Origin of the sequence: Novosphingobium decolorationis (assembly GCF_018417475.1) — a bacterium.
Taxonomy (GTDB): domain Bacteria; phylum Pseudomonadota; class Alphaproteobacteria; order Sphingomonadales; family Sphingomonadaceae; genus Novosphingobium; species Novosphingobium decolorationis.
In genome coordinates, this window is record NZ_CP054856.1 from 4515377 (window position 1) to 4537260 (window position 21884).

At 66.5% G+C, this 21884-nt stretch carries 21 protein-coding genes; 16 read left to right on the top strand and 5 right to left on the bottom strand.

All coding sequences use genetic code 11. From position 1 onward, the window contains the following. Positions 1–110: 110 nt before the first annotated feature. The 3 genes from HT578_RS20900 to HT578_RS20910 form a co-directional block, all read right to left on the bottom strand. Positions 111–341, bottom strand: a complete 231-nt coding sequence (locus HT578_RS20900; RefSeq protein WP_213501313.1) for a hypothetical protein — start codon at positions 339–341, stop codon at positions 111–113. A gap of 76 nt (positions 342–417) precedes the next feature. Then, positions 418–570 (bottom strand): hypothetical protein, encoded by a 153-nt coding sequence (locus HT578_RS20905; protein ID WP_159108113.1) that lies wholly within the window; start codon positions 568–570, stop codon positions 418–420. A gap of 455 nt (positions 571–1025) precedes the next feature. Continuing rightward, positions 1026–1457: a DUF3806 domain-containing protein gene (locus tag HT578_RS20910; protein ID WP_148625794.1), complete on the bottom strand. Its 432-nt coding sequence runs from the start codon at positions 1455–1457 to the stop codon at positions 1026–1028. Positions 1458–1580: 123 nt separating this feature from the next. Between HT578_RS20910 and HT578_RS20915 the strand changes: the two genes are divergently transcribed. The 11 genes from HT578_RS20915 (at position 1581) to HT578_RS20965 (ending at position 14233) form a co-directional block, all read left to right on the top strand. Then, complete coding sequence (locus HT578_RS20915) at positions 1581–2159, top strand: DUF805 domain-containing protein (protein WP_213501314.1); 579 nt, start codon at positions 1581–1583, stop codon at positions 2157–2159. A gap of 196 nt (positions 2160–2355) precedes the next feature. Then, a complete protein-coding gene (gene ilvD / locus HT578_RS20920) occupies positions 2356–4212 on the top strand; it encodes a dihydroxy-acid dehydratase (protein WP_213501315.1) in 1857 nt (618 codons plus the stop codon). Positions 4213–4223: 11 nt separating this feature from the next. Further along, positions 4224–4613, top strand: coding sequence for a hypothetical protein (locus tag HT578_RS20925; protein WP_239026395.1), 390 nt, complete (start codon positions 4224–4226; stop codon positions 4611–4613). After that, positions 4600–6018, top strand: a complete 1419-nt coding sequence (locus HT578_RS20930) for an NAD(P)H-hydrate dehydratase (RefSeq protein WP_213501316.1) — start codon at positions 4600–4602, stop codon at positions 6016–6018. Before HT578_RS20925 ends, HT578_RS20930 begins: the two co-directional genes overlap by 14 nt. Continuing rightward, positions 6015–7301 (top strand): class I SAM-dependent RNA methyltransferase, encoded by a 1287-nt coding sequence (locus HT578_RS20935; RefSeq protein WP_239026396.1) that lies wholly within the window; start codon positions 6015–6017, stop codon positions 7299–7301. Before HT578_RS20930 ends, HT578_RS20935 begins: the two co-directional genes overlap by 4 nt. Beyond that, positions 7298–7762 (top strand): hypothetical protein, encoded by a 465-nt coding sequence (locus HT578_RS20940; protein WP_213501318.1) that lies wholly within the window; start codon positions 7298–7300, stop codon positions 7760–7762. The genes HT578_RS20935 and HT578_RS20940 overlap by 4 nt, the downstream gene beginning before the upstream one ends. Positions 7763–7907: 145 nt before the next feature. Next, a complete protein-coding gene (alaS, locus tag HT578_RS20945) occupies positions 7908–10565 on the top strand; it encodes an alanine--tRNA ligase (RefSeq protein ID WP_213501319.1) in 2658 nt (885 codons plus the stop codon). 371 nt (positions 10566–10936) lie between these two features. Continuing rightward, positions 10937–12010 (top strand): acyltransferase family protein, encoded by a 1074-nt coding sequence (locus tag HT578_RS20950; RefSeq protein WP_277884180.1) that lies wholly within the window; start codon positions 10937–10939, stop codon positions 12008–12010. A 69-nt stretch (positions 12011–12079) separates the two neighbouring features. Continuing rightward, positions 12080–13006: a glutaminase gene (locus HT578_RS20955; RefSeq protein ID WP_213501321.1), complete on the top strand. Its 927-nt coding sequence runs from the start codon at positions 12080–12082 to the stop codon at positions 13004–13006. 166 nt (positions 13007–13172) lie between these two features. Beyond that, positions 13173–13985, top strand: a complete 813-nt coding sequence (locus HT578_RS20960; protein ID WP_213500422.1) for an IS5 family transposase — start codon at positions 13173–13175, stop codon at positions 13983–13985. Between the two features lie 44 nt (positions 13986–14029). Further along, positions 14030–14233, top strand: a complete 204-nt coding sequence (locus HT578_RS20965; RefSeq protein WP_039394454.1) for a hypothetical protein — start codon at positions 14030–14032, stop codon at positions 14231–14233. A 119-nt stretch (positions 14234–14352) separates the two neighbouring features. Here the strand turns inward: HT578_RS20965 and HT578_RS20970 are convergent, their stop codons facing one another. Then, positions 14353–14790: a GNAT family N-acetyltransferase gene (locus HT578_RS20970; protein WP_213501322.1), complete on the bottom strand. Its 438-nt coding sequence runs from the start codon at positions 14788–14790 to the stop codon at positions 14353–14355. Further along, positions 14787–16583 carry a cation:proton antiporter domain-containing protein gene (locus HT578_RS20975; RefSeq protein ID WP_213501323.1) on the bottom strand — a complete coding sequence of 599 codons (1797 nt, stop codon included), beginning with the start codon at positions 16581–16583 and terminating at the stop codon, positions 14787–14789. Before HT578_RS20975 ends, HT578_RS20970 begins: the two co-directional genes overlap by 4 nt. Positions 16584–16765: 182 nt before the next feature. Here HT578_RS20975 and HT578_RS20980 point away from each other — a divergent pair, with 182 nt between their 5' ends. The 5 genes from HT578_RS20980 (at position 16766) to HT578_RS21000 (ending at position 21852) form a co-directional block, all read left to right on the top strand. Further along, complete coding sequence (locus HT578_RS20980) at positions 16766–17563, top strand: outer membrane protein assembly factor BamD (protein WP_039394450.1); 798 nt, start codon at positions 16766–16768, stop codon at positions 17561–17563. 436 nt (positions 17564–17999) lie between these two features. Next, positions 18000–19664 carry a DNA repair protein RecN gene (recN, locus tag HT578_RS20985; protein ID WP_213501324.1) on the top strand — a complete coding sequence of 555 codons (1665 nt, stop codon included), beginning with the start codon at positions 18000–18002 and terminating at the stop codon, positions 19662–19664. Continuing rightward, a complete protein-coding gene (locus HT578_RS20990) occupies positions 19664–19993 on the top strand; it encodes a hypothetical protein (RefSeq protein ID WP_213501325.1) in 330 nt (109 codons plus the stop codon). The genes recN and HT578_RS20990 overlap by 1 nt, the downstream gene beginning before the upstream one ends. Positions 19994–20074: 81 nt before the next feature. Beyond that, positions 20075–20971, top strand: a complete 897-nt coding sequence (locus HT578_RS20995) for a histone deacetylase family protein (RefSeq protein WP_213501326.1) — start codon at positions 20075–20077, stop codon at positions 20969–20971. Positions 20972–21006: 35 nt separating this feature from the next. Next, positions 21007–21852, top strand: coding sequence for a hypothetical protein (locus tag HT578_RS21000; RefSeq protein ID WP_213501327.1), 846 nt, complete (start codon positions 21007–21009; stop codon positions 21850–21852). The last annotated feature ends 32 nt before the right edge of the window (positions 21853–21884 follow it).

Sequence of the window (21884 nt, forward strand, 5' to 3'; positions counted from 1 at the left end):
CAAGTCGTGCTTCCGGCGCCTTATGATACTGCGTCAGGGCGTGCCGCTAGCGACGCGGGGGCCGGTCGGGCCGTCCGCGTCTTCTGGTCTTTGCAGGTTCCGGCCGTGCGTTAGCGCGCGGCGGCGCCGTGCAGGCCGGCTTCGAGGTGGGCCGGTGCGGCGCTGGGCGTGTGCATCCAGGCCTGGGCCGCGGCGGCGCCGAGGTCCTGCTGGAAGCTGCCGATGCGTGTCGCGATGCGCGCGGCATCGGCGAGGCGTTCACGGCGCGCCTGCGGGTCGGTGGCCATGCCCGCCGCCATCAGGGCGCGCTGGTGCGCGGCGTAGGCCTTGTTGAGGTCCATGTCGTGTTCTCCTGGTTGGCGGGGCGGGATGGGCGGATGAAGCGGCTGTGTCCGAGGGGGCAGGTGCTGGGCCTGGTCAGTCGACCATCCCGGCGACGAGCCGCTGGAGTTCGGACGTCGGGATCAGCGCGGGGCTGCCCTTGGAATCCTGCGCCGCACTGGCGCGAACCATCGCGCGGTGGTGGGGCAGGGCGGAGTTCCTCTCGAGGTGCATGTTCTTGTACTTCATATTCGTTTCGTGCGGCAGGTTCGTCCTGCCTCCTTCTTCAATGGTCTGTGCGCCGTGTCGGGCGCGGGTGTCTTCAAGGACTGTGTAGCAGCCTTCGTGGACGTTTGGATGACAGCCTGTTTGCAGCTGTGTTGCAAGACCGAGCCGAACCGGGATGGACCCATCTGGTGCGGTCGGGCACGCAAAGCGCTGCGCAAACGGTCGGAACGTCCGCTGGAAGGTGGAGCTGTCCGGGTGGATCAGGCTCCGGCGTGTTGTGAACGCGTCTGTCGCCAAGTGGTTGCCGTGGCAGATGAAAAATCTGCGAGGAGCTTGGCTCCAGGGCAAATTCAACTGGCGAGAGGGGAAAGCCGAAATCGTGAGATGTCTCGGCAATCGTCACCGCGATTATTGGCGACTTGACGCCTTATATACACGAAGCATGCGAAAATACAAGTGCCGGTATATCGCAATGCCTATTCGACATCGCCCGAGAACGCTATTTCGTTCAATTGCACGCGGGTCGTCTCGTACATGGTGTCGATATCGACATGCTCGCCCTCTTCGACGCGCTGGGCGATCATGGTGAGGGGAAAGCACACGATCGAGGTGCCCGGCCAGTGCAGCGCGGGCTGGCGTCCGAACTCGTCGTCGATGGTCACCCAGTCGAGCATGAGATCCTGCGCGAGCGCATCGCCCATCGCGATGCCCAGCGACTGCAGTTTCCAGGTGTCGTCGGGGCCGACCCAGCCTTGCGCAAGGTTCGCGCGCACCACGGCCAGCTTTCCGTCAACCGAGGAATAGGCATCTTCGGGATCACTGGCGAAGTGGCCCTTGATCCAGACCCGCGCAAGGTCCAGCCACTCCTGCTCTTCCGGTTCCAGTACGAGGCGATCGACGGGTTCCATGGAGGAAGGATAGCGAACTATCTGCTGCGATGCAAAATGCGCGACATTCCCTAGGAATGCGAAAGCGTTGGACGGTGCAGCCGGGGCCCGCTAACCCTGCCTTGCATCGGACGAGGGGCATCCATGATAGCCTATCATATTTGCAACCTGGGGCGTCTCTCCGGGCGTGAGGGGCAGCGCAGCTTCTGGCTGTGGTTCGCGCTTGTCGCTGCAGGCCTTGTCGCGTTGGCCGCCGCAGTGGCCGTGCCGATCTTTTCCGCCACATTCGCGCGCATGGAGCGCTTTGCCCGCGAACATCCCGAAAGCTCCACGATCTCGCGCGGGCCGGGGCACGTGCGCATAGAGATCGAGGGGGCGCACCCCGAATTCATGCCCGACATGGCCGCGGTGCTCACCTTGGGGGCCGTCGCGACGCTGATTGCGGTCATCCTGCTTGGGGCGGCGGTGGTGCGGCGGCTCCATGACGGCAACCGGACGGGCCGCTGGGCGCTCCTTCCGGTTCCATTCTATGTCATGGGACTTGCCCTCAGTTATCCGTTGTTTTCCGCCGCGCGGCAGGGGGAGGTGCCGGGATTTGGTCGCTTCGCGCTCCTGATGCTGTCGAACCTGGGCTACTTGGGTGCGCTGGCAACGCTGCTGATTTTCTTGGCGCTGCCCGGGACGGCGGGCCCCAACCGCTTCGGAGACGCGCCCGAGAGCTAGGCACGGGGCCCGGTGGTGGTAGGGGGCTTGTGTACGATCCGGCAAGCCTTCGGCCCTTCGTGTGAAATTTTATGCCTTTCGGCGCTCCACCTTTTGGCGTAGGGGCGCCCCATGATCCGCGCGCGGGAGATCGTCCCGGCGCGCATAGCCCAGACCTTGCGGCCAGGCAGCTGGCCAGACCTTTCGGAGTGTACCCATGCCCGCCTTTCGTTCCCGCACGTCGACCCACGGCCGCAACATGGCAGGCGCGCGTGGCCTGTGGCGTGCGACCGGCATGAAGGATGGCGACTTCGGCAAGCCGATCATCGCTGTCGTCAACTCGTTCACGCAGTTCGTGCCGGGCCACGTCCACCTCAAGGACCTGGGCCAGCTGGTCGCGCGCGAGATCGAGGCTGCGGGCGGTGTCGCCAAGGAATTCAACACCATCGCGGTCGATGACGGCATCGCCATGGGCCATGACGGCATGCTCTATTCGCTGCCCAGCCGCGATCTCATCGCCGACAGCGTGGAGTACATGGTCAACGCGCACTGCGCCGATGCGATGGTCTGCATCTCCAACTGCGACAAGATCACGCCGGGCATGCTGATGGCCGCGATGCGCATCAACATCCCCGTCGTCTTCGTCTCGGGCGGCCCGATGGAAGCGGGCAAGGTGACGCTGAAGGGCAAGGAAACCGCGCTCGATCTCGTCGATGCGATGGTTGCCGCGGCCGATGAGAGCTATTCCGACGAGGAAGTCGCCGCGATCGAGCGTTCGGCCTGCCCGACCTGCGGGTCGTGCTCGGGCATGTTTACGGCGAACTCGATGAACTGCCTGACCGAGGCGCTGGGCCTTTCGCTGCCGGGCAACGGCTCGACGCTCGCCACCCACGCTGACCGTGAGCGCCTGTTCAAGGAAGCGGGCCGTCTCGCCGTCGACCTGTGCCAGCGCTACTACGAGCAGGATGACGAGAGCGTCCTGCCGCGCGCCATCGCCAGCTTCGAAGCCTTCGAGAACGCGATGAGCCTCGATATCGCGATGGGCGGTTCGACCAACACCGTGCTGCACCTTCTGGCCGCCGCCGTGGAAGCGGGCGTCGATTTCACGATGGCCGACATCGACCGTCTCTCGCGCCAGGTTCCCTGCCTCTCCAAGGTCGCGCCCGCGAAGGCCGACGTCCACATGGAGGACGTGCACCGCGCAGGCGGCATCATGGCGATCCTGGGCCAGCTTGACCGCGCGGGCCTGCTGCACTCGGAATGCCCGACGGTCCACGCCCGGACGCTGGGCGATGCGCTCAACCGCTGGGACATCAGCCGCACCAACGATGAAAGCGTGCAGAACTTCTACAAGGCCGCGCCCGGCGGCGTGCCGACGCAGACCGCGTTCAGCCAGGCCAACCGCTGGAAGGAACTCGACCTTGACCGCGAAGGCGGCGTGATCCGTTCGAAGGAGCACGCCTTCAGCCAGGATGGCGGCATTGCCGTGCTGTTCGGCAACATCGCGCGCGATGGCTGCATCGTGAAGACGGCGGGCGTGGACGAGAGCATCCTCAAGTTCACCGGCACCGCACGCGTCTACGAAAGCCAGGACGCGGCCGTGGCCGGGATCCTGGGCGGCCAGGTCAAGGAAAACGACGTCGTCGTGATCCGCTACGAAGGTCCGCGCGGCGGGCCGGGCATGCAGGAAATGCTCTACCCGACGAGCTACCTCAAGTCGAAGGGCCTCGGAAAGGCCTGCGCGCTCCTCACCGATGGGCGCTTCTCGGGCGGCACCTCGGGCCTCTCCATCGGCCACGTCTCGCCCGAGGCGGCCGAGGGCGGCGAGATCGGCCTTGTCGAGAACGGCGACACGATCGAGATCGACATCCCCAATCGCACCATCAACCTGATGGTGAGCGACGAGGAAATGGCCGCGCGCCGCGCCACGCAGGACGCCCGCGGGCCGGACGCCTGGTCGCCGGTCCACCCGCGCAAGCGCAAGGTTTCCGCCGCGCTGCAGGCCTACGCGGCGATGACCACCAGCGCCGCCAAGGGCGCGGTGCGCGACGTCACCCAGCTCAAGCGCGGCTGAGGATAACGCGCATGGCACGCAGCCGGTCCAGGGCAGGCGGCAGGGGCATGATTGCCCTGCTGCTTGCCGTGGGCGGGCTTGCGGCCTGTTCCTCCTCCGATACGCCGCCCGAGGTGGCCGAGGGCGAGGAGCACATCCCCTGCGCGCTGGCGGGGGCGACAGAGCTCAAACCCGTCTGCGCGGTCGAGCGCGTGGTGCGCGGCGGTGTCCTCACCCTCGTGGTGCGCCACCCCGATGGGGGCTTTCGCCGGTTCGACGTCCAGACCGATGGATCCGGGCTTGCCCCCAGCGACGGGGCTGACGCCATCGTCGCGCGGCTGGGCGAGGACCGTATGGAAGTGACGCTGGGGGCCGACCGCTATCTCTTTCCGGTAACGATGAAGAGCCATGACCCACGTTGATACTTACGCCTCCTCCGACCAGATCCTGACCGTTGCGCAGATGCGCGCCGCCGAAGAGGCGCTGATCGCTGACGGCATTTCGGTCGATGAACTGATGCAGCGGGCCGGGCAGGGCGCGGCGGCCTGGGTCTGGCGCGTCTCGGGCGGCAATGCGGTGAGCGTGCTGTGCGGGCCGGGCAACAACGGCGGCGATGGCTATGTCATCGCCGAAAGCCTGCGGCGGCGCGGCGGCCAGGTCGTGGTCATCGCGCCGATGGCGCCCGCAACCGAAGCGGCGAAGATCGCCCGCGCGCTCTACCAGGGCGAGGTGCACGAGGGTGAGGGCGACCTTCCGCGCGGCGAGGTCTTCGTCGATTGCCTTTTCGGCAGCGGCCTTTCGCGCCCGCTGGAGGACGCGCACCGCGAGCTTGTAACCAATCTTGCCGCGCGCCATGCCAAGGCGGTCGCGGTCGATATGCCCAGCGGCATTGCGTCCGATTCCGGCCTGCTCTTGAACGAGGATCTGCCCGCCTACACCCTGACCCTCGCGCTTGGCGCGTGGAAGTTTGCGCACTTCCTGATGCCCGCAAGCGCGCGCATGGGGGCACTTCGGCTCGTACCCATCGGTGTGACGCCGGTTGCGGACGCGGCGCAGGCCATCGCGCGGCCGGAGATTGCGGCCCCCCCGGCCGACGCGCACAAGTACACGCGCGGGCTGCTTGCGGTCGTGGGCGGCGCGATGCCGGGCGCGGCGATCCTTGCCAGCACCGCCGCGCAAGGGGCCGGGGCGGGCTACGTCAAGCTCTTCGCCGCCGACAAGCGCAATTGCCCGAGCGATCTTGTCGTCGAAACCGGACCTGTTTCGGACCTTCTCTCCGACCACCGCAACGCCGCGATTCTGGTTGGCCCCGGTCTTGGCCGCGACGGCGCGGCGCGGGAACGATTGGCCATTGCTCTGGCCGATCCGGTGCCGGTTGTCCTCGACGCCGATGCGCTGGTGCTCTTGGGCCCGCGCCTTCTCGCCGAACGCAGCGCGCCGCTCATCGCCACCCCGCACGAGGGCGAACTGGTCGCGCTCGAACGCGCGTTTGCGTGCGAGGAAGGCACCACCCGCATCGAACGCGCCGTGGCGCTGGCCCGCGCGAGCGGCATGGTGATTGTCGCCAAGGGGCCGGACACGGTGATCGCCGGGCCGGAGGGGCAATTGGCCTGCGCACCGCGCGCCTCGGCCTGGCTCTCGACCGCGGGAACCGGCGACGTGCTCGCGGGTACCATCGCCAGCCGCCTTGCGACGGGCCTCGATCCGTTCGTGGCAGCGTGCGAGGGCGTATGGCTCCACGGCGAGGCCGCGCGGCTTGCGCCCAAGCCTTTCACCGCATCGCAGCTTGCCGAAACGATACAGGCTGCGCTAGCGGCCTGCCTGTGAACGAGCAAAACGAAGAAATCCTGCGAATCGCCTCCAAGGGCGACGGTGTAACCGCCTCGGGCCGCTTTGCCTGGGGCGCGGCGCCGGGCGATATCCTGCGCGCCGATGGTACCCTCGAATGGGGACCGCACCACATCGAGCCAGCCTGCAAGCACTTCGGACGCTGCGGGGGCTGCCAGCTCCAGCAGCTCGATGCCGAAACGCTGGAGGGCTTCGTCGAGGCGCGCGTGGCCAACGCCTCCTCCTCTCAGGAACTGGGCGCGGAGACGATTACGGCGCCCTATCTTTCGCCGCCGGGCGCGCGCCGCCGTGCGTCGCTGCGCGCCGAAAGCTCGGGCGGGCGCATCGTCATCGGCTTTCGGGAAGCCAAGTCGCACCGGCTCGTCGAGCTGGAGGAGTGCCCGGTTCTCGTCCCCGAGATCACCGCGCTGCTGGGCCCGATCCGCAAGCTGCTCATCACCATGGGCAAGGCCGCGCCGGTCAAGAAGGGCCCGCGCGGGAAGGGGGGCAAGAACGCCAAGTCCTCTCCGAACGCGATGCCGCGCATGGCCTGCGACATCGAGATGACGCTGGTCGACCAGGGCGTGGACCTGGGCGTCAAGGGCCTCACCGCCGAGGGCCTGGCCGCGGCCGAGGCGATGCTGGACTTCGCGCAAAGCCACGGCCTCGCGCGCCTCACCATGGACGGTGGCTATGGCTACGAGACCGTGTGGGAGCCCGCGCCCGTCACTGTGACGCTGGGCGATACGCCGGTGCCGTTTCCGCCCGGAACCTTCCTTCAGGCGACCAAGGACGGCGAGGACGCGCTCGTCTCGGCCGCGCGCGAATGGATCGGCGATGCGGCCGCCGTGGCCGACCTGTTCTCCGGCCTTGGCACATTCGCCCTCGCGCTGGCGGGGCCAACCTGCAAGGTCTTTGCCGCCGAAGCCGCGCGCGACGTGCATCTTGCCGGCAAGTCGGGCGCCGACCGCGCCCAGTGCCCGGTCTTCAGCGCCCACCGCGATCTTTTCCGCAACCCGCTCATGGCCGATGAACTGTCCAAGTTCGAAGCCGTCCTCCTCGACCCGCCCCGCGCCGGCGCGCGCGAGCAGGTGGAGTGCATCGCGGATTCGAGCGTGAACCGCGTGGTCTACATCTCGTGCAACCCGTCGAGCTGGTCACGCGACGGCGCGCGCCTGATCGAGGCAGGCTTCCGCCTCGTCGAACTGCGCCCCGTCGGCCAGTTCCGCTGGTCCACCCACGTCGAACTGGCGAGCTACTTCGTGCGGGATGCCGCTGAGTGAGTTCAGATCTGCCAGCGTGGATTTCTGCAGCTGGCGGTCTGTTGTCAGTCTTTGCGGCTTCGTGGATCGCGATCAGTCAGTCCAAGCGTGCCGATAGGATAGAAGACCAGCAGGCAGAACTCGAAGCTGTTCGCAGATCACGTTTGATCGAAGATTGTATCAGCCTTGCGGAAAGGCTCCATAGCGCTGCGTCCGAGCTGATCGGTGATTCCGCGAAATTAAATAAGCCGCAACTCCGTCGGGAGCTGGGGGTATATGCGACGTGTGTTCGCAACTTCAGTTCGCGAATCTCTCAAATTGAGACGATCGATCCTGAATTTCGATTGGCACTTACGAGATTGGAGCTTGGATCAACTTTGATTTACAATGGAGAGCCTATACCTTCGCCGATAAAGACCTCGATAACGATGATGTCTGAGAATTTGGATGTCGCTCTCGAAGAGCTGAGGAAACTCCGTTAACGGGATTCCCGCCTTCGTAAGGAGTGTCCGAAGCAGCAGTGTCTCCACTCCCACCGCACAAAACCCCGTTTCATCGCCCAAAACGAACCGTCTGACCGCACGCAGCGTCTTGCCGACCCCGCCCGGGTAGCTTATCGGCGCTTGCATGCAGACGACGAACGATATCCGCCGGTCCTTTCTCGACTACTTCGCATCCAAGGGCCACGCACAGGTCCAGTCCGCGCCGCTGGTCCCGTACAACGACCCGACGCTGATGTTCGTGAACGCCGGCATGGTGCCGTTCAAGAACGTGTTCACGGGCCAGGAAAAGCGCGACTACACCCGCGCGACCTCCTCGCAGAAGTGCGTGCGCGCCGGCGGCAAGCACAACGACCTCGACAACGTGGGCTACACCGCGCGTCACCACACCTTCTTCGAAATGCTCGGCAATTTCTCGTTCGGCGACTATTTCAAGGAAGAGGCGATCCTCAACGCCTGGACGCTGCTGACGAAGGAATGGGCGCTTCCCCAGGAGAAGCTGCTCGTCACCGTCTACCACACCGACGAGGAAGCGGCCGAGCTCTGGAAGAAGATTGCCGGGCTGGGCGATGACCGCATCATCCGCATCCCGACCAAGGACAACTTCTGGACGATGGGCGATGATGGCCCGTGCGGCCCGTGCTCGGAAGTGTTCTTCGACCATGGCGATCACATCTGGGGCGGCCCTCCGGGAAGCCCGGAAGAGGACGGCGACCGCTTCATCGAGATCTGGAACCTCGTCTTCATGCAGTTCGAGCAGGCGGGCGGCGAGATCGTCGGCAACCTGCCCAACCAGTCGATCGACACCGGCATGGGCCTGGAGCGCATCTCTGCCGTCATGCAGGGTGTCCACGACAACTACGACATCGACACCTTCCGCAACCTCATCGCGGCCTCGGAAGGGCTGACCGGCGTGAAGGCCGAGGGCGACCAGCGTGCCAGCCACCGCGTGATCGCTGATCACCTGCGCTCGACCAGCTTCCTTCTTGCCGACGGCGTGCTGCCCTCGAACGAGGGGCGTGGCTACGTCCTTCGCCGCATCATGCGCCGCGCCATGCGCCACGCGCACCTGCTGGGCGCCAAGGATCCCCTGATGCACCGCCTCGTGCCCGCGCTCGTTGCGGAAATGGGCCAGGCTTTCCCCGAACTCGGCCGCGCGCAGCCCCTTATCGAGGAAACGCTGGAGCGTGAGGAAGTCCAGTTCCGCCGCACGCTGTCGAACGGTCTGAAGCTCCTCGACGAGGCGACCGGCGACATGGGTGAGGGCGCGACGCTGGCGGGTGAGACCGCCTTCAAGCTCTACGACACCTACGGCTTCCCCTATGACCTTACCGTCGATGCGCTGCGCCCGCGCGGCATTTCGGTCGACGAAGAGGGCTTCCAGTCCGCGATGGCCCAGCAGAAGGCCGCCGCGCGCGCTGCGTGGAAGGGTTCGGGCCAGGCCGCCGACGCCGAAATCTGGTACGACATCGCCGAGCGCGAAGGGGCGAGCGAGTTCACCGGCTACACCGCCACCACCGGCGAGGGCCGCGTTGTCGCGCTGCTGGTCGATGGCAAGGAAGTGTCCGAGGCGAAGGCGGGCGAGAAGGTCACCGTGCTGACCAACCAGACCCCGTTCTACGGCGAATCGGGCGGCCAGGTCGGCGATGCGGGTACGATCACCGGCGCGGTTCCGGGCAGCGATCTTGCGATCACCATCGAGGATACCGCGAAGCCCCTGGGTCGCCTCCACGCCATGTCGGGCACGGTTACGGCCGGTACGATCAAGCTGGGCGATTCGGTGCTGATGTCGGTCGATGTCGCGCGCCGCGACGCGATCCGTGCCAACCACTCGGCCACGCACCTGGTCCACCAGGCGCTGCGCGACCGTCTGGGCGATCACGTCACCCAGAAGGGCTCGATGGTCTCGGCCGACCGCCTGCGTTTCGACTTCTCGCACCCCAAGGCGCTCTCGGATGAGGACATCGCCGCCATCGAAGCCGAAGTGAACGCGGAAATCCGCGCGAACGAGGGCGTGATGACGCGCCTGATGACCCCGGACGATGCCATCGAGGCGGGCGCCATGGCGCTCTTCGGTGAGAAGTACGGCGATGAAGTGCGCGTCCTCTCGATGGGCCGCACCGATGGCAAGCGCTCCTACTCGGTCGAACTGTGCGGGGGCACCCACGTCAATGCGACTGGCGACATCGGCCTCTTCCGCATCGTCTCGGAAAGCGCCGTCTCCTCGGGCGTGCGCCGTATCGAGGCGCTGACCGGAGAGGGCGCGCGCCAGTGGCTCGTCGCCCGCGAGGAAGCGCTCAAGGCCGCGGCCTCGGCGCTGCGCACGACGCCCGACGAAGTGACCGAGCGCGTCGTGGCCCTGCTCGACGAGCGCAAGAAGCTGGAACGGGAACTGGCCGAAGCCAAAAAGGCGCTGGCCCTTGGCGGCGGCGGAGCAGCTTCGGGCCCGGCGGACGAGGACGTGGGCGGGATCACCTTCTCGGGCCAGGTGCTCGAAGGGCTCGACCCCAAGGAACTGCGCGGGCTGCTCGACCAGGCCAAGCAGCGCATCGGCTCGGGCGTTGCCGCGATTGTCGCGGTGAACGAGGGCAAGGGCGCGATTGCGGTCGCCGTCACCGACGATCTCAAGGACAAGGCCTCGGCCGTGGAACTGGTGCGCGCCGGTGTTGCCGCGATGGGCGGCAAGGGCGGCGGTGGCCGTCCCGACATGGCCCAGGGCGGCGGCCCGGACGGCTCCAAGGGCGCCGAGGCGATTGCCGCGGTAAAGGCCGCGCTGGCCGGCTGATTGTTCCTTCGCCGCGTCCTGCGGTGAAGAACCAGGATAGACGCCCGGGGGCTTAGTCCTCGGGCGTTTTTCGTTGTTGGCGGAAGCAGGGTGAAAGACGTATTTGTTCAAGGGGTTATTACCCCTTGACCCCCGAACTGGCTACCTCACCTTCGTCGCGCTACGTTGGCCGAGAACGGTGAGGTCGCCCGTTCGGGGAGCCCGAGGGCGATGGCCCTCGGAACCTCTTTTTTGACTTCATTCTTGTTAATTCGGGGCCGATGCTCCCGGTCATGGCTCCACAATGGAGCCGTTTCTACTCCCCGTGAGCGCGCACGGCGAGGTAGGCTTCGAGGCGCGGCATTCCCGCCGCATCCTTAAGCGAGACATCGATGCCGGGATCTGCGGGCCCTGTCCTGGTCAACGTACAGGCGCTGCGCGCCGTGGCTGCGTACATGGTTGTGGCGCATCATATTGCGAACAACCTTGCGCATTACACAGCGTCGGGACGGTTTCCGGAGCTTCCGGGGCTGGGCGCGCGCGGGGTGGATATCTTCTTTGTGCTCTCGGCCTTTCTGGTGGTGACGCGCAGTGACCGGCAGGGGCCTTCCCCGGGGGCGTTCCTGGTCCAGCGGATCGTACGGATCGTGCCGATCTACTGGCTGCTGACCGGGCTGGCCGCACTTGGTATCGCGGGGGGGTATCGGCTGTTCGACCGGGGCGCGATCACGCCCGATGCGCTTCTTGCTGCGCTCTTTTTCCTTCCCGACTTTACCGAGCTGGGCGCCGTGCGTCGGCCGATCCTGGTGGTCGGGTGGACGCTGAACTACGAAATGGCCTTCTACCTGCTCTTTGCGCTCTGCCTGCTGGCGCCGCGGCGCGGGCGGGTGGCGCTGGCATGCGGCGCGCTGGCCCTGTTGTGGCTGGCGCAGGTGTCCGGTGCAGGGGGATTGGCCGGGTACTGGGGCGCCGACAGCGTGCTGGCCTTTGCTCTCGGGATGCTGCTCGCGCGGAGCCTTCCGTCGTCCGGATTGGCCCCGGCTCTGGCTATTGGCGCGATGCTCGCGGGCGCTGCGGGGCTCTGCGCGCTCGAGGTGCTCTACGTTCCGGTCGGGTTGCCGCATCCCGATCTGTGGGGGGCGATGCTCGCCGCGCTTGTCGTGCTGGGCGCCGTGGCGCTGGAGCGGCGCGGAATTACGCTGCGGGCCGCCTGGCTGCATCGCCAGGGCGATGCGTCCTACGCGATCTACCTCGTCCACGTCTTCGTCCTGCAGTTCGTGAGCAAGGCCTGGAAAGCGGCGGGTCTGACCCAGGGCGTGGCCGGACTGGTGGTGATGGTGGCGGTGATGGTCGTGCTCGTGCCGCTTGTGAGCCTGGCCTTCCACCGGCACGTGGAAGTGCCTCTCACGCGCTACCTGCGCGGTAGGGGGCGGCTTAGCGGGCGTGGCCCGGGACTGGCGCTCTAGACTCCCGGCCGGGGGGAGCCTTGCGATTAGCGCTGGCGGCCCGGCGCGGCCTGTGCGACGATTTTTGCCATGGATATCACGCATCTGGTCGAAGAGATTGCCGCCGACATGGCGACCCGCCGGGAACGCGGCCGGGTGGCGGACTATATCCCGCCGCTGGCGGGTGTGTCGGAGGGCAAGTTCGGGATCGCGGTGGTTCTGGAAGATGGGTCGGTGCACACGGCGGGGGATGCGCACGAGCCGTTCTCGATCCAGTCCATATCCAAGGTCTTCGCCCTCACGCTGGCGCTGGGTACGGTGGGCGATCAGCTCTGGAGCCGGGTCGGGCGCGAGCCTTCGGGGTCGGCCTTCAACTCCATCGTCCAGCTGGAGAGCGAGCGGGGCATACCGCGCAATCCCTTCATCAACGCGGGCGCCATCGTGGTCACGGACGTGCTGCTCGGCCATCTCGAACCGCGTGAGGCGATCGGGCAGATGCTGCGCTTCGTGCGCGAACTGGCGGGTGACGAGACGATCGTGATCGACAGCGCCGTGGCGCGGGCCGAGGAAGAGACCGGTTTTACCAACATGGCCCTTGGCAACTACATGCGCGCCTTTGGAAATATCCAGGGCGAGGTGGCCAAGGTGCTGGGGACCTATTTCCATTTCTGCGCGCTTTCCATGTCCTGCCGGCAACTCGCGATGGCCGGGCGCTATCTCATGGATTCGGGGCAGGTCGAAGGCCGCCGGATCGTCACGGCGCGCCGGGCGCGGCGTATCAATGCGCTGATGATGTCCTGTGGGCACTACGACAATTCGGGGGATTTCGCCTACCGCATCGGCCTTCCGGGCAAGTCGGGGGTCGGCGGAGGCATCCTGTGCGTGGCGCCGGGACGGGCAAGTATCGCGGTCTGGTCGCCGGGGCTCAACGCAAGCGGCAATTCGCACCTTGGGCAAGTCGCGCTGGAGAAACTGGTCCACGCAACCGGGTGGTCCGTGTTTGAGGCACACAAGTAATAAAGTCTTGTCTGTGCCTATTCGGGGCAATCTGGAAATCGAAATAGGAATTTATTTCATTATGCAAAATGCTATAGGAACTTTCACTTAGAGGCCGTTTCGAAAGGGGTTGAGCGGCTGAGGTTCGTGTGATTCCGGGGGTTTTGCAGACAACCCGGAGATCTTGATGTGGACCCCAGCCACCCGCGTGCAGCATACGCGTGTTTCGAAGCGTTACCAGACGGATTTGAGCGATGCCGAGTGGGCGCTGATCGCGACATTTGTTCCCGAGGCGCGCACGACGGGGCGGCGACGGCAATGGCCAATGCGCGAAATCGTGAACGCCATCTTCTACGTTCTGCGCGGCGGGATTGCATGGCGGTTGCTGCCCAAGGACTTCCCGCCGTGGCAGACGGTCTACCGCTGGTTTGCCCGGTTTCGTGACGAATGCCTGTTCGAGCGGATCAACCATGCGCTGGTCGCGCTCGATCGCGAGCGAGCCGGAAGGGACGCCTCGCCAAGCGGAGCCATCATCGACAGTCAGAGCGTCAAGACCACCGAGAGCGGCGGACCGCGCGGCTACGATGCTGGCAAGAAGATCAAAGGTCGCAAGCGCCATGCTCTGGTCGATACTGACGGCAGGCCGCTGCTTGTCGAGCCGCACACCGCCGATGTCCAGGATCGTGATGGCGGCGGCGCGTTGCTGCAAATCTCGCGCGGCCTCTTCCCGTTCATCGAGAAGGTCTGGGCCGATGGCGGCTATAACCATCACCGTGTCACCGAGGCGACCCGCATCACCGTCGAGATAGTCAGCAAGATCGCCGGGCAGTCCGGCTTCGTCGTCCTCCCTCGGCGCTGGGTGGTCGAGCGGTTCTTCGCTTGGGTCAATCGAAACCGCCGTCTGGCCAAGGACGTGGAAGCCACCCTCAAATCCGCCGCAGCCTTCCTCTACGCCGCCGCCGCCATGCTCATGCTACGCCGTTTGGCTCGGTCAGCGTGAGTTTCGAAACCGACTCTTAGTTTTTACGTTCAGGAGGTTTCTGGATGCCGTATGTCGATGTTTTTGCGGACGAGGACGATGAGGAGCCGCTGTTCGCGACCGAGTTCGATTTCCTCCCGCACAAGGGGGAATTCCTCGCGCTCGAGATCGACGCGGAGTTGCTCCATCTCGAAGTCGTCGAGGTCTGGCACCGGCAGGACGAGGATGACGGTGCCTTCCATGCCTGCATTCGTATCGAGACCAACTGACGGGTTGCATCTGGTTAACGCGAATCAAGCCTGTTGATCCAGGCACGGGCCCCTATCGGCGCGGCAAGACGCGAGGGGGCCAGGGCGCTCGGACAACGAGCGCGGCGCACGACCCTCTCTCAGCGGGTGCGCACCATGACCAGGCGATCCTGCCCGGGGCCATAGTAGTCCGGGCGCAAGGCCTCGGTCGAAAATCCATTCTTTTCATAGAGCGCGACCGCGTGGTCGTTACCTGGCAGGACCGTCAGGCGGATCACCGGGGCATCGTCCAGCGCCGCCAGCACCGCGCCGAGCAGGCGTGTTCCGATACCCTGGCCCTGGAAGGCCGGGCTGACGCCCAGCGAGAGCAGCCAGCCCTCGCCCGCATCGTCGATTCCGCCCAGCGCGTAGCCGGCAACCGTCTCCGCGCTCTCGGCGACGAGAAAGCGGGTGGGGAACAGGTCGATGAACTGGCGCAGCGCGATCTCGCCGTAGGTTTCCTCAGGGAAGGTGGCCTCCTCCAGGGCGAGGATCGCGCCGAGATCGCCGCGCCGCGCAGGGCGGACCTCAACGCTCATTGCGCGGCTCCCGGTGTCTCGCGGTCCTTGGTGAGGACGCCCGAGCGCAGGGCGGGTTTTTCGGCAAGGCCGCCCTGTTCCATGATCTGTTCGCGCAAGGTGTCGCGCTTCTCGTGGATCGAGGCGATGACCGGGCCCATCGGCACGCCGGTCTCGACCAGCACGGCCTCGGACAGCTGGAGCGAGCTTTCCAGCGTCTCGGGCACGGCGTGGGTGGCGCCGGCGCGGTAGAGCAGGGCGGCGTGCTCGGCATCGCGCGCGCGCGCGATGATCGGCAGGTCGGGGTACTGCTGGCGCAGCTTGCGCACGATGCGCTGCGCGGTCACGGGGACGTCCATGGTGAGGATGACCGCGGCCGCGTTCTCGGCACCCAGGCGCTCCATCGCATCGCCGCGGGCGGCATCGCCGAAGGCGACGTTGTAGCCCTGCGCGCGCCCATCGGCGATGAAGTCAGTGTCGGTGTCGATCGCGATGTAGGGGCGGTCGTGGCGGGTCAGCATGTCGGCCACCAGCTTGCCCACGCGGCCAAAGCCGATGATGATCGTGCTCGGCTTGTCCTCGGTCTCGGCCGGGTGGTGGGGGGCCTCGACCTGGTCGACCCGGCGCGCGGCGATCTTGCCGAACATGGAAAGCAGCGGGGTGACGGTAAGGCCGATGGCGGTCACGATCTGCCAGAACTGGTTGGTGCCGGGCTGGATGAGCTGCGCCGTGGCGGCGGCCGAGAGCACGATGAGGGTCGTCTCCGAGGGACTCGACATGAGAATGCCGGTCTCCGTCGCGGTGCCGCGCCGCGCGCCCATCAGGCGCAGGAGAACGCCCGTGACCACGGCCTTGAGAAGGATCACGCCCACGGTCGCGACGAGGATCGAATAGAGGTATTCCCAGACCACCAGGAGGTCGATGCTCATGCCGATGGTGATGAGGAAGACACCGAGCGCGAGGCCCTTGAAGGGCTCCATGATCTGCTCGACCTCGGAATGGTACTCGGTCTCGGCGATCAGGAGGCCGGCGATCAGCGAGCCCACAATAGGCGAGAGGCCGACCGCGGCTGTCAGCAGCGAGGCGAGAATGACCACCAGCATCGAGGCGGCGAGGAACAGCTCGGGGCTCTTGGTGCGCGCGGCCTGCGCGAAGAGCGGGGGCAGGAGGTAGCGCCCGAACACCAGCAGTCCGGCGATGACCGCCGCGCCCCACAGCAGCGTGTGGATGAGATTGCCCATCCCGTCGGCCGAGGCGTGCGGGGCGAGCGCGCCCAGGAGGAAGATGATGGGGACGAGCGCGATGTCCTCGAACAGCAGCATGGCCAGTGCCGCGCGGCCCACGGGCGTCGCCGCGTTGGTGATCTTGAGCACGAGCGCGGTCGAGGAGAGCGAGAGCGCGAGGCCCAGCGCCACTGCGCCGGCAAAGGCCTGGCCGATGGCGGCGAGAATGAAGGTCAGCGCGCTGCCGATCACCACCAGTTCCATCATGCCCAGGCCAAAGACCATCCGGCGCATGTCCCACAGGCGTCCGAACGAGAGTTCCAGGCCGATCGAGAAGAGGAGGAGGATGATCCCGAACTCGGCAAAGATATCGAGCCCGCCGGGGTCGGTGATGCTGATGTGGGTCAGCCAGGGGTGCTCGAAGACATGTCGGCCGAGCCCGAACGGGCCGACCAGGAGGCCCACCAGGATGAACCCGATCACGGGCGTGATCTTGAAGCGGTTGAAGACGGGAATGACGATGCCCGCGGCGCCCAGGATGACCAGGGCGTCGGACATGACGGGGGAATAGAGTTCGTTGCTGCCGGCCATTGCGGGCCACTATGGCAGGCTGGAGGGGGCAGGCAAGGCGCATCTGCCGAAGTTTTCACCCTAAGTCCTTGGCGTTGCCCGCTTGCATCGCCTTGGGAGTAGGCTGGGCGGGGAAGGGGCGGGTGGAAAAACAGTGCGCAACTTCACTTGGCGTTCAGCCGCGCGCTGGTTATAGACGCGCCATGTTCGAACGTTCGCGCCTCAAACCCGTTGTCCTGGCCGCTGCATGCGGCGCCCTTGTCCTCACGGCCGGCTGCGGTGGCGGCTCGGGCGGCGCCAAGGATACCGCCTACGTCGCGCGCGACGTCGACACGCTCTACGCCGCTGCGCGCGAGCGTCTCGATACCGGCCGCACCAAGCAGGCTGCCGCGCTCTTCGACGAGGTCGAGCGCCAGCATCCCTATTCGCCCTGGGCGCGCCGCGCACAGCTGATGAGCGCGTTCAGCTATTACGCCGCACGCGATTACAACAAGGCGATCCAGTCGGCGCAGCGCTTCCTCTCGATCCACCCGGGCAACAAGGATGCGCCTTACGCCTACTACCTGATCTCGATGTGCTACTACGAGCAGATCAGCGACGTGACGCGCGACCAGAAGACGACCGAGCAGGCCAAGGCCGCGCTCACCGACATCATCCGCCGCTATCCGACCACGCAGTACGCGGCCGACGCGCGCCTCAAGCTCGACCTGGTCAACGATCACCTCGCGGGCAAGGAAATGACCGTCGGGCGCAACTACCAGCAGCGCGGCAAGTGGCTGGCGGCCACGCTGCGTTTCCGCGCCGTGGTCGACAATTTCCAGACCACCAGCCACGCGCCCGAGGCGCTGTACCGCCTGGTCGAGTGCTACCTTTCCCTCGGTGTTCCCGAGGAAGCCCAGAAGGCGGCCGCCGTGCTCGAGAACAACTACCCCAATTCGAAGTGGTACGAGCGCGCCTACAAGCTGATGGACAAGAACGCGCCCGACTTCATCGCGGCCTGAGCGAACGGGCCAGACGAACGGTTTTCAAGCCCTCCGCAGCTTCGCGCTGCGGGGGGCTTTTCGTATGCGGCGCAGCTGTGCGCCGCGCTCTTTGCGATTGCCAAAAATTCACTTTGTCTACTTTATGGGTTGAGTTAAAAGATGCAGGCAACGGCGCGAGAGATGCGCTGATTCGCTTCAGGAAAGTTTCGCTAAGATGGCTGCTCCGCACAATTTCGAAGCCCGGGTCGCTGCTGGGAAATCGAGGCCCTGTGTGCTCTTGTCCTTGGTGTCTGGGCACTGGGGATCGCCGCCGGGCTCAACTTGCTCGCCTGACGCATCCGCCCTTCGGGTCGCACCGGAACAGGGCGCGGGCAGGACGGTCCGCAGACAACGCGTTAACAGGCGTAAAGCCGGGTGACGAAAGCGAATTCGTGAGGTAGAACGATTCGCGAACATGCTGACTCGTCTCTCCATCCGCAACATCGTCCTGATCGAGGCGCTCGACCTCGATTTTGCCCGTGGCCTTGGTGTGCTGACCGGTGAAACCGGTGCCGGCAAGTCGATCCTGCTCGACGCGCTCGGGCTCGTCATCGGCAATCGCGCCGACACCGGCCTCGTCCGTGCGGGCGAGGCACGGGCCAGTGTGACGGCGACGTTCGAGTTTGCCGAATTGCCCGCTCTCCTCGCAGCGGCTCTTGAGGGCGCTGCCATCGAGGTGGAGGCGGGCGAACCGCTCATCCTGCGCCGACAGCTCAAGGCCGACGGCGGCTCGCGCGCCTGGCTCAACGACCAGCCCGTCAGCGTCGCGCTCCTGCGAGAAATCGGCCCGGCTCTGGTCGAGATCCACGGCCAGCACGATGACCGCGGCCTCGTCAACGCCAAGGGTCACCGCGAGCTACTGGACCGTTTTGCCGGTGGCGACCTGGCCGGGCTCGAGGCCGCCTTCAAGACCTGGCGGCGCGCGCAGGACGCGCTCGACCTCGCGCGCGAGGAAGTCGCCCGCGCGGCCGAGGACGAGGAATTGCTCACGGCGCATCTTGCCGAATTGGAGGCGCTGGCGCCTGAGGAAGGCGAGGAAGAAACCCTCGCGCTGGCGCGTGCCGACATGCAGAAGGGCGAGCGCCTGTCCGAAGACCTGGAGGGCCTGCGCTTCCTGTGGGACGGCGCCGATTCGCCGCTCGCCGCGCTGCGGGGGGCTGCACGGCGGCTGGACCGTATCGCCCCCGAACATGCGCTGCTCGCCGAAGCGCTCGACGCGCTCGACCGCGCGGTGATCGAGGCGGGCGAGAGCGAGGCCAAGCTGGAGGAGGCCGCGCAGGCGCTGGCCTTCGATCCGGCCGAGCTTGACCGCATCGAGACACGCCTGTTCGATTTGCGCGCGCAGGCTCGCAAGCATTCCTGCAACGTCGATGACCTGCCCGGCAAGATGGCGACGATGCGCGCCGCGCTCGATGCGATCGAGGGGGGGAGCGAGCATATCGCCAGGCTGGAGGCCGCTGCACAGAAGGCCGCGCTCGACTACCGCGACAAGGCGAGCAAGCGCCATGACTTGCGCCGTTCGGCCGCGCGTCGGCTCGACAAGGCCGTGGCGGCCGAGCTCGCCCCGCTCAAGCTCGACGCCGCGCGCTTCCAGACCTCGGTCGTCAAGCTGCCCGAGGCGCGCTGGAACGCGAGCGGTATGGACGGGGTGGAATTTCTCATTTCGACCAACCCGGGCGCCGATTTCGCGCCGCTGGCCAAGATTGCTTCGGGCGGCGAACTGTCGCGCTTCATCCTCTCTCTGAAGGTCGCGCTGGCCGAAGAGGGCGGGGCGGCCACGGTGATCTTCGACGAGATCGACCGGGGCGTGGGCGGCGCGGTGGCCGACGCCATTGGTGAGCGGCTTGCGCGGCTTGCCTCGAACGGGCAGCTCCTGGCCGTCACGCACAGCCCGCAGGTCGCCGCGCGCGGCAACCGCCACTACATGATCTCCAAGTCCTCGCGCGGGACGGTGACCAAGACCTCGGTCGCCCCGCTCAGCGAGGCCGAGCGCAAGGAGGAGATCGCGCGCATGCTCTCGGGCGCGCAGGTCACCGAGGAAGCGCGCGCGCAGGCCGACCGGCTGCTCCAGGGCGTCTGATGCGTCGCCCCACCCGCGCCGAACTGGGTGCGTTCGGGGCAACGCTTGCCTTTCCCTTTGTCGCGCTGGCCTGGGGGCTCAGTTCCTTTGGCTGCGCGGTGTGGATGCTTCTCCTCCTCGTGGGGCCTCTCGGCTTCAGTCTCTTTGCAATGACCCCTTTCGGGATGGCGATCTTCGCCTGGACGATCCTGGCGGGCGTGTTGGGCACCTGGAATTTCTCCCGCTTCCTGCGCTGGTTCGGGGACGAAAGCGGCGCGCGCGATCTGGCGCTCGTGGCGCTGAACTCGGTTTTCCTGTGCGCCACCAACCCTGTCGTATGGATGGGATAGGGCCGGAACCAGGGCGACAATGCGCTGCGCTGCGGCCCCGGGGGCTCGACCGCGGCGGTGCGCCCGGTTAACCGCGGGGGTATGCTGCACATCGTCCATCACCCCGATTATGCGGTGGAAACCGCCCGGTCCGGCACTTTCCCGCACGACAAGTACGCGCTCGTCATGCGCGCGCTGGGCGAGAGCGGGGCGGCGATGACGGTCCACGAACCTGAGGTCATGCCCCCCGAATGGCTCGAGGCTGTCCATGATCCGGCCTATGTCGACGAAGTCCTCGCATGCCGCGTACCGCCCGCTAAGCAGCGCCGGATCGGCTTTGCCATCGACGCGCGGATCTCGCGCCGCTCGCAGCTTTCGCCGGGAGGTACATGGCTGGCGGCCCGGCTTGCGCTCGCCCACGGATATGCCGCCAACAGTGCGGGCGGCAGCCACCATGCGCTGGCCGACACCGGCGCGGGGTACTGCGTGTTCAACGATCTGGCTCTCGCGGCCAACCGGCTGATCGAGGAGGGGGACGTCGCGCGCATCCTGATCCTCGACCTCGACGTGCACCAGGGGGATGGCACCGCCGCGCTGACGGCCGGGCGGGGGGACATCTTCACCTTGTCGCTCCACGCCGAGAAGAACTTCCCCTCCCGCAAGGCGCGGTCCTCGCTCGATATCGGCTTGGCCGATGGCCTTGGCGATGCGGACTATCTGGAGGCGCTGGCGGGCGCGCTCCCGCAGGTGCTCGATTACTTCGCGCCCGACCTCATCCTGCTGCAGGCGGGCGTCGATGCCCACGCGGACGACAAGCTGGGCCGCCTCGCGCTGTCGGACGAGGGGCTTGAGGCGCGCGATCGCATGGTCGCGGGTGAGGCCCGGGCGCGCGGTATCGCCGTGGCCAGCACACTTGGCGGTGGCTACGGCGCGGACCGTATGGCGATTGCCCAGCGCCACGCACGCACGATCCTGACGCTGGGCCACGCGCTGGGCTGAGCATCCGCGCCTCATGGACCGGCAATCCTGCTTGGTTGGCGCCATTCTTTTCTGCTATCAATACAATTGGAGAGGAGGAGAAGACCATGCTGCGAAGGCTGACCGGACTGGCATGTGCGACCTTCTTGGTCGGCGCCAGTGCGCCTTCCACGATCACCTTGGGCGAGATCGAAAGCCAGGATGCAATGGCGTTGAAGGCGCGCCTGCTCCCGCCCGATCTCGCCGCCAAAGTCGTAGAGGGCTCGGTGCAGCGCTGGTTTTCGCCGACGGTTGTCTTCTATGCGGTCTATAGGGCTCCCGCGCGCGCGGCGGCGCCCGATGTGTGCCGGCGCACCGATTACCTCGTACGGCTCGAGGGCGCTCAGTCCGGGGAGGACAAGGCCGAAGCGCAGACCCAGCTTGCGATCAAGGCGCCGCGTGCCTTCGAGATCGCGGCGGTACGTTTGCCAGAGACTGGCGCGGATACGCAGGTTTGCAATGCGCAGGCAGGCTATGTATCGCTGCGCAAGCCTCAGACGCTGGCGGGCTATCGGGCGCTCGTTGCGGCCATGCGCGCCGCCGCTGCGCCCGGACAACTTCCCTTTGCCATTACCTGCGAGCCGGAGGAGGAGGCCGTATGCCGGACGCCGCGTGTGGCGCTGGCGCAGGTGCCGCTTGATGCGCTGTTCCGGATCGAGTTGGGGCACTACGAGCATGATGTGAACTTCGGCTGGCACTTGCGGCATGTGCCGGACGAGGTCCTGGCGAGAGGCGGCTATGACGCCGAAGCCATGTTCGGTGCGACGGGCGAGGACGGAAAGTCCTGGCGGATCATCCTCAGACAGGGCGATGGCGCGCTGCCGGATGTCGTGATGCGCCGGGCGGAGATCATCTACCACTGATAGCGGGTGGCAAAAGCCGGGGGCAGGGCCGC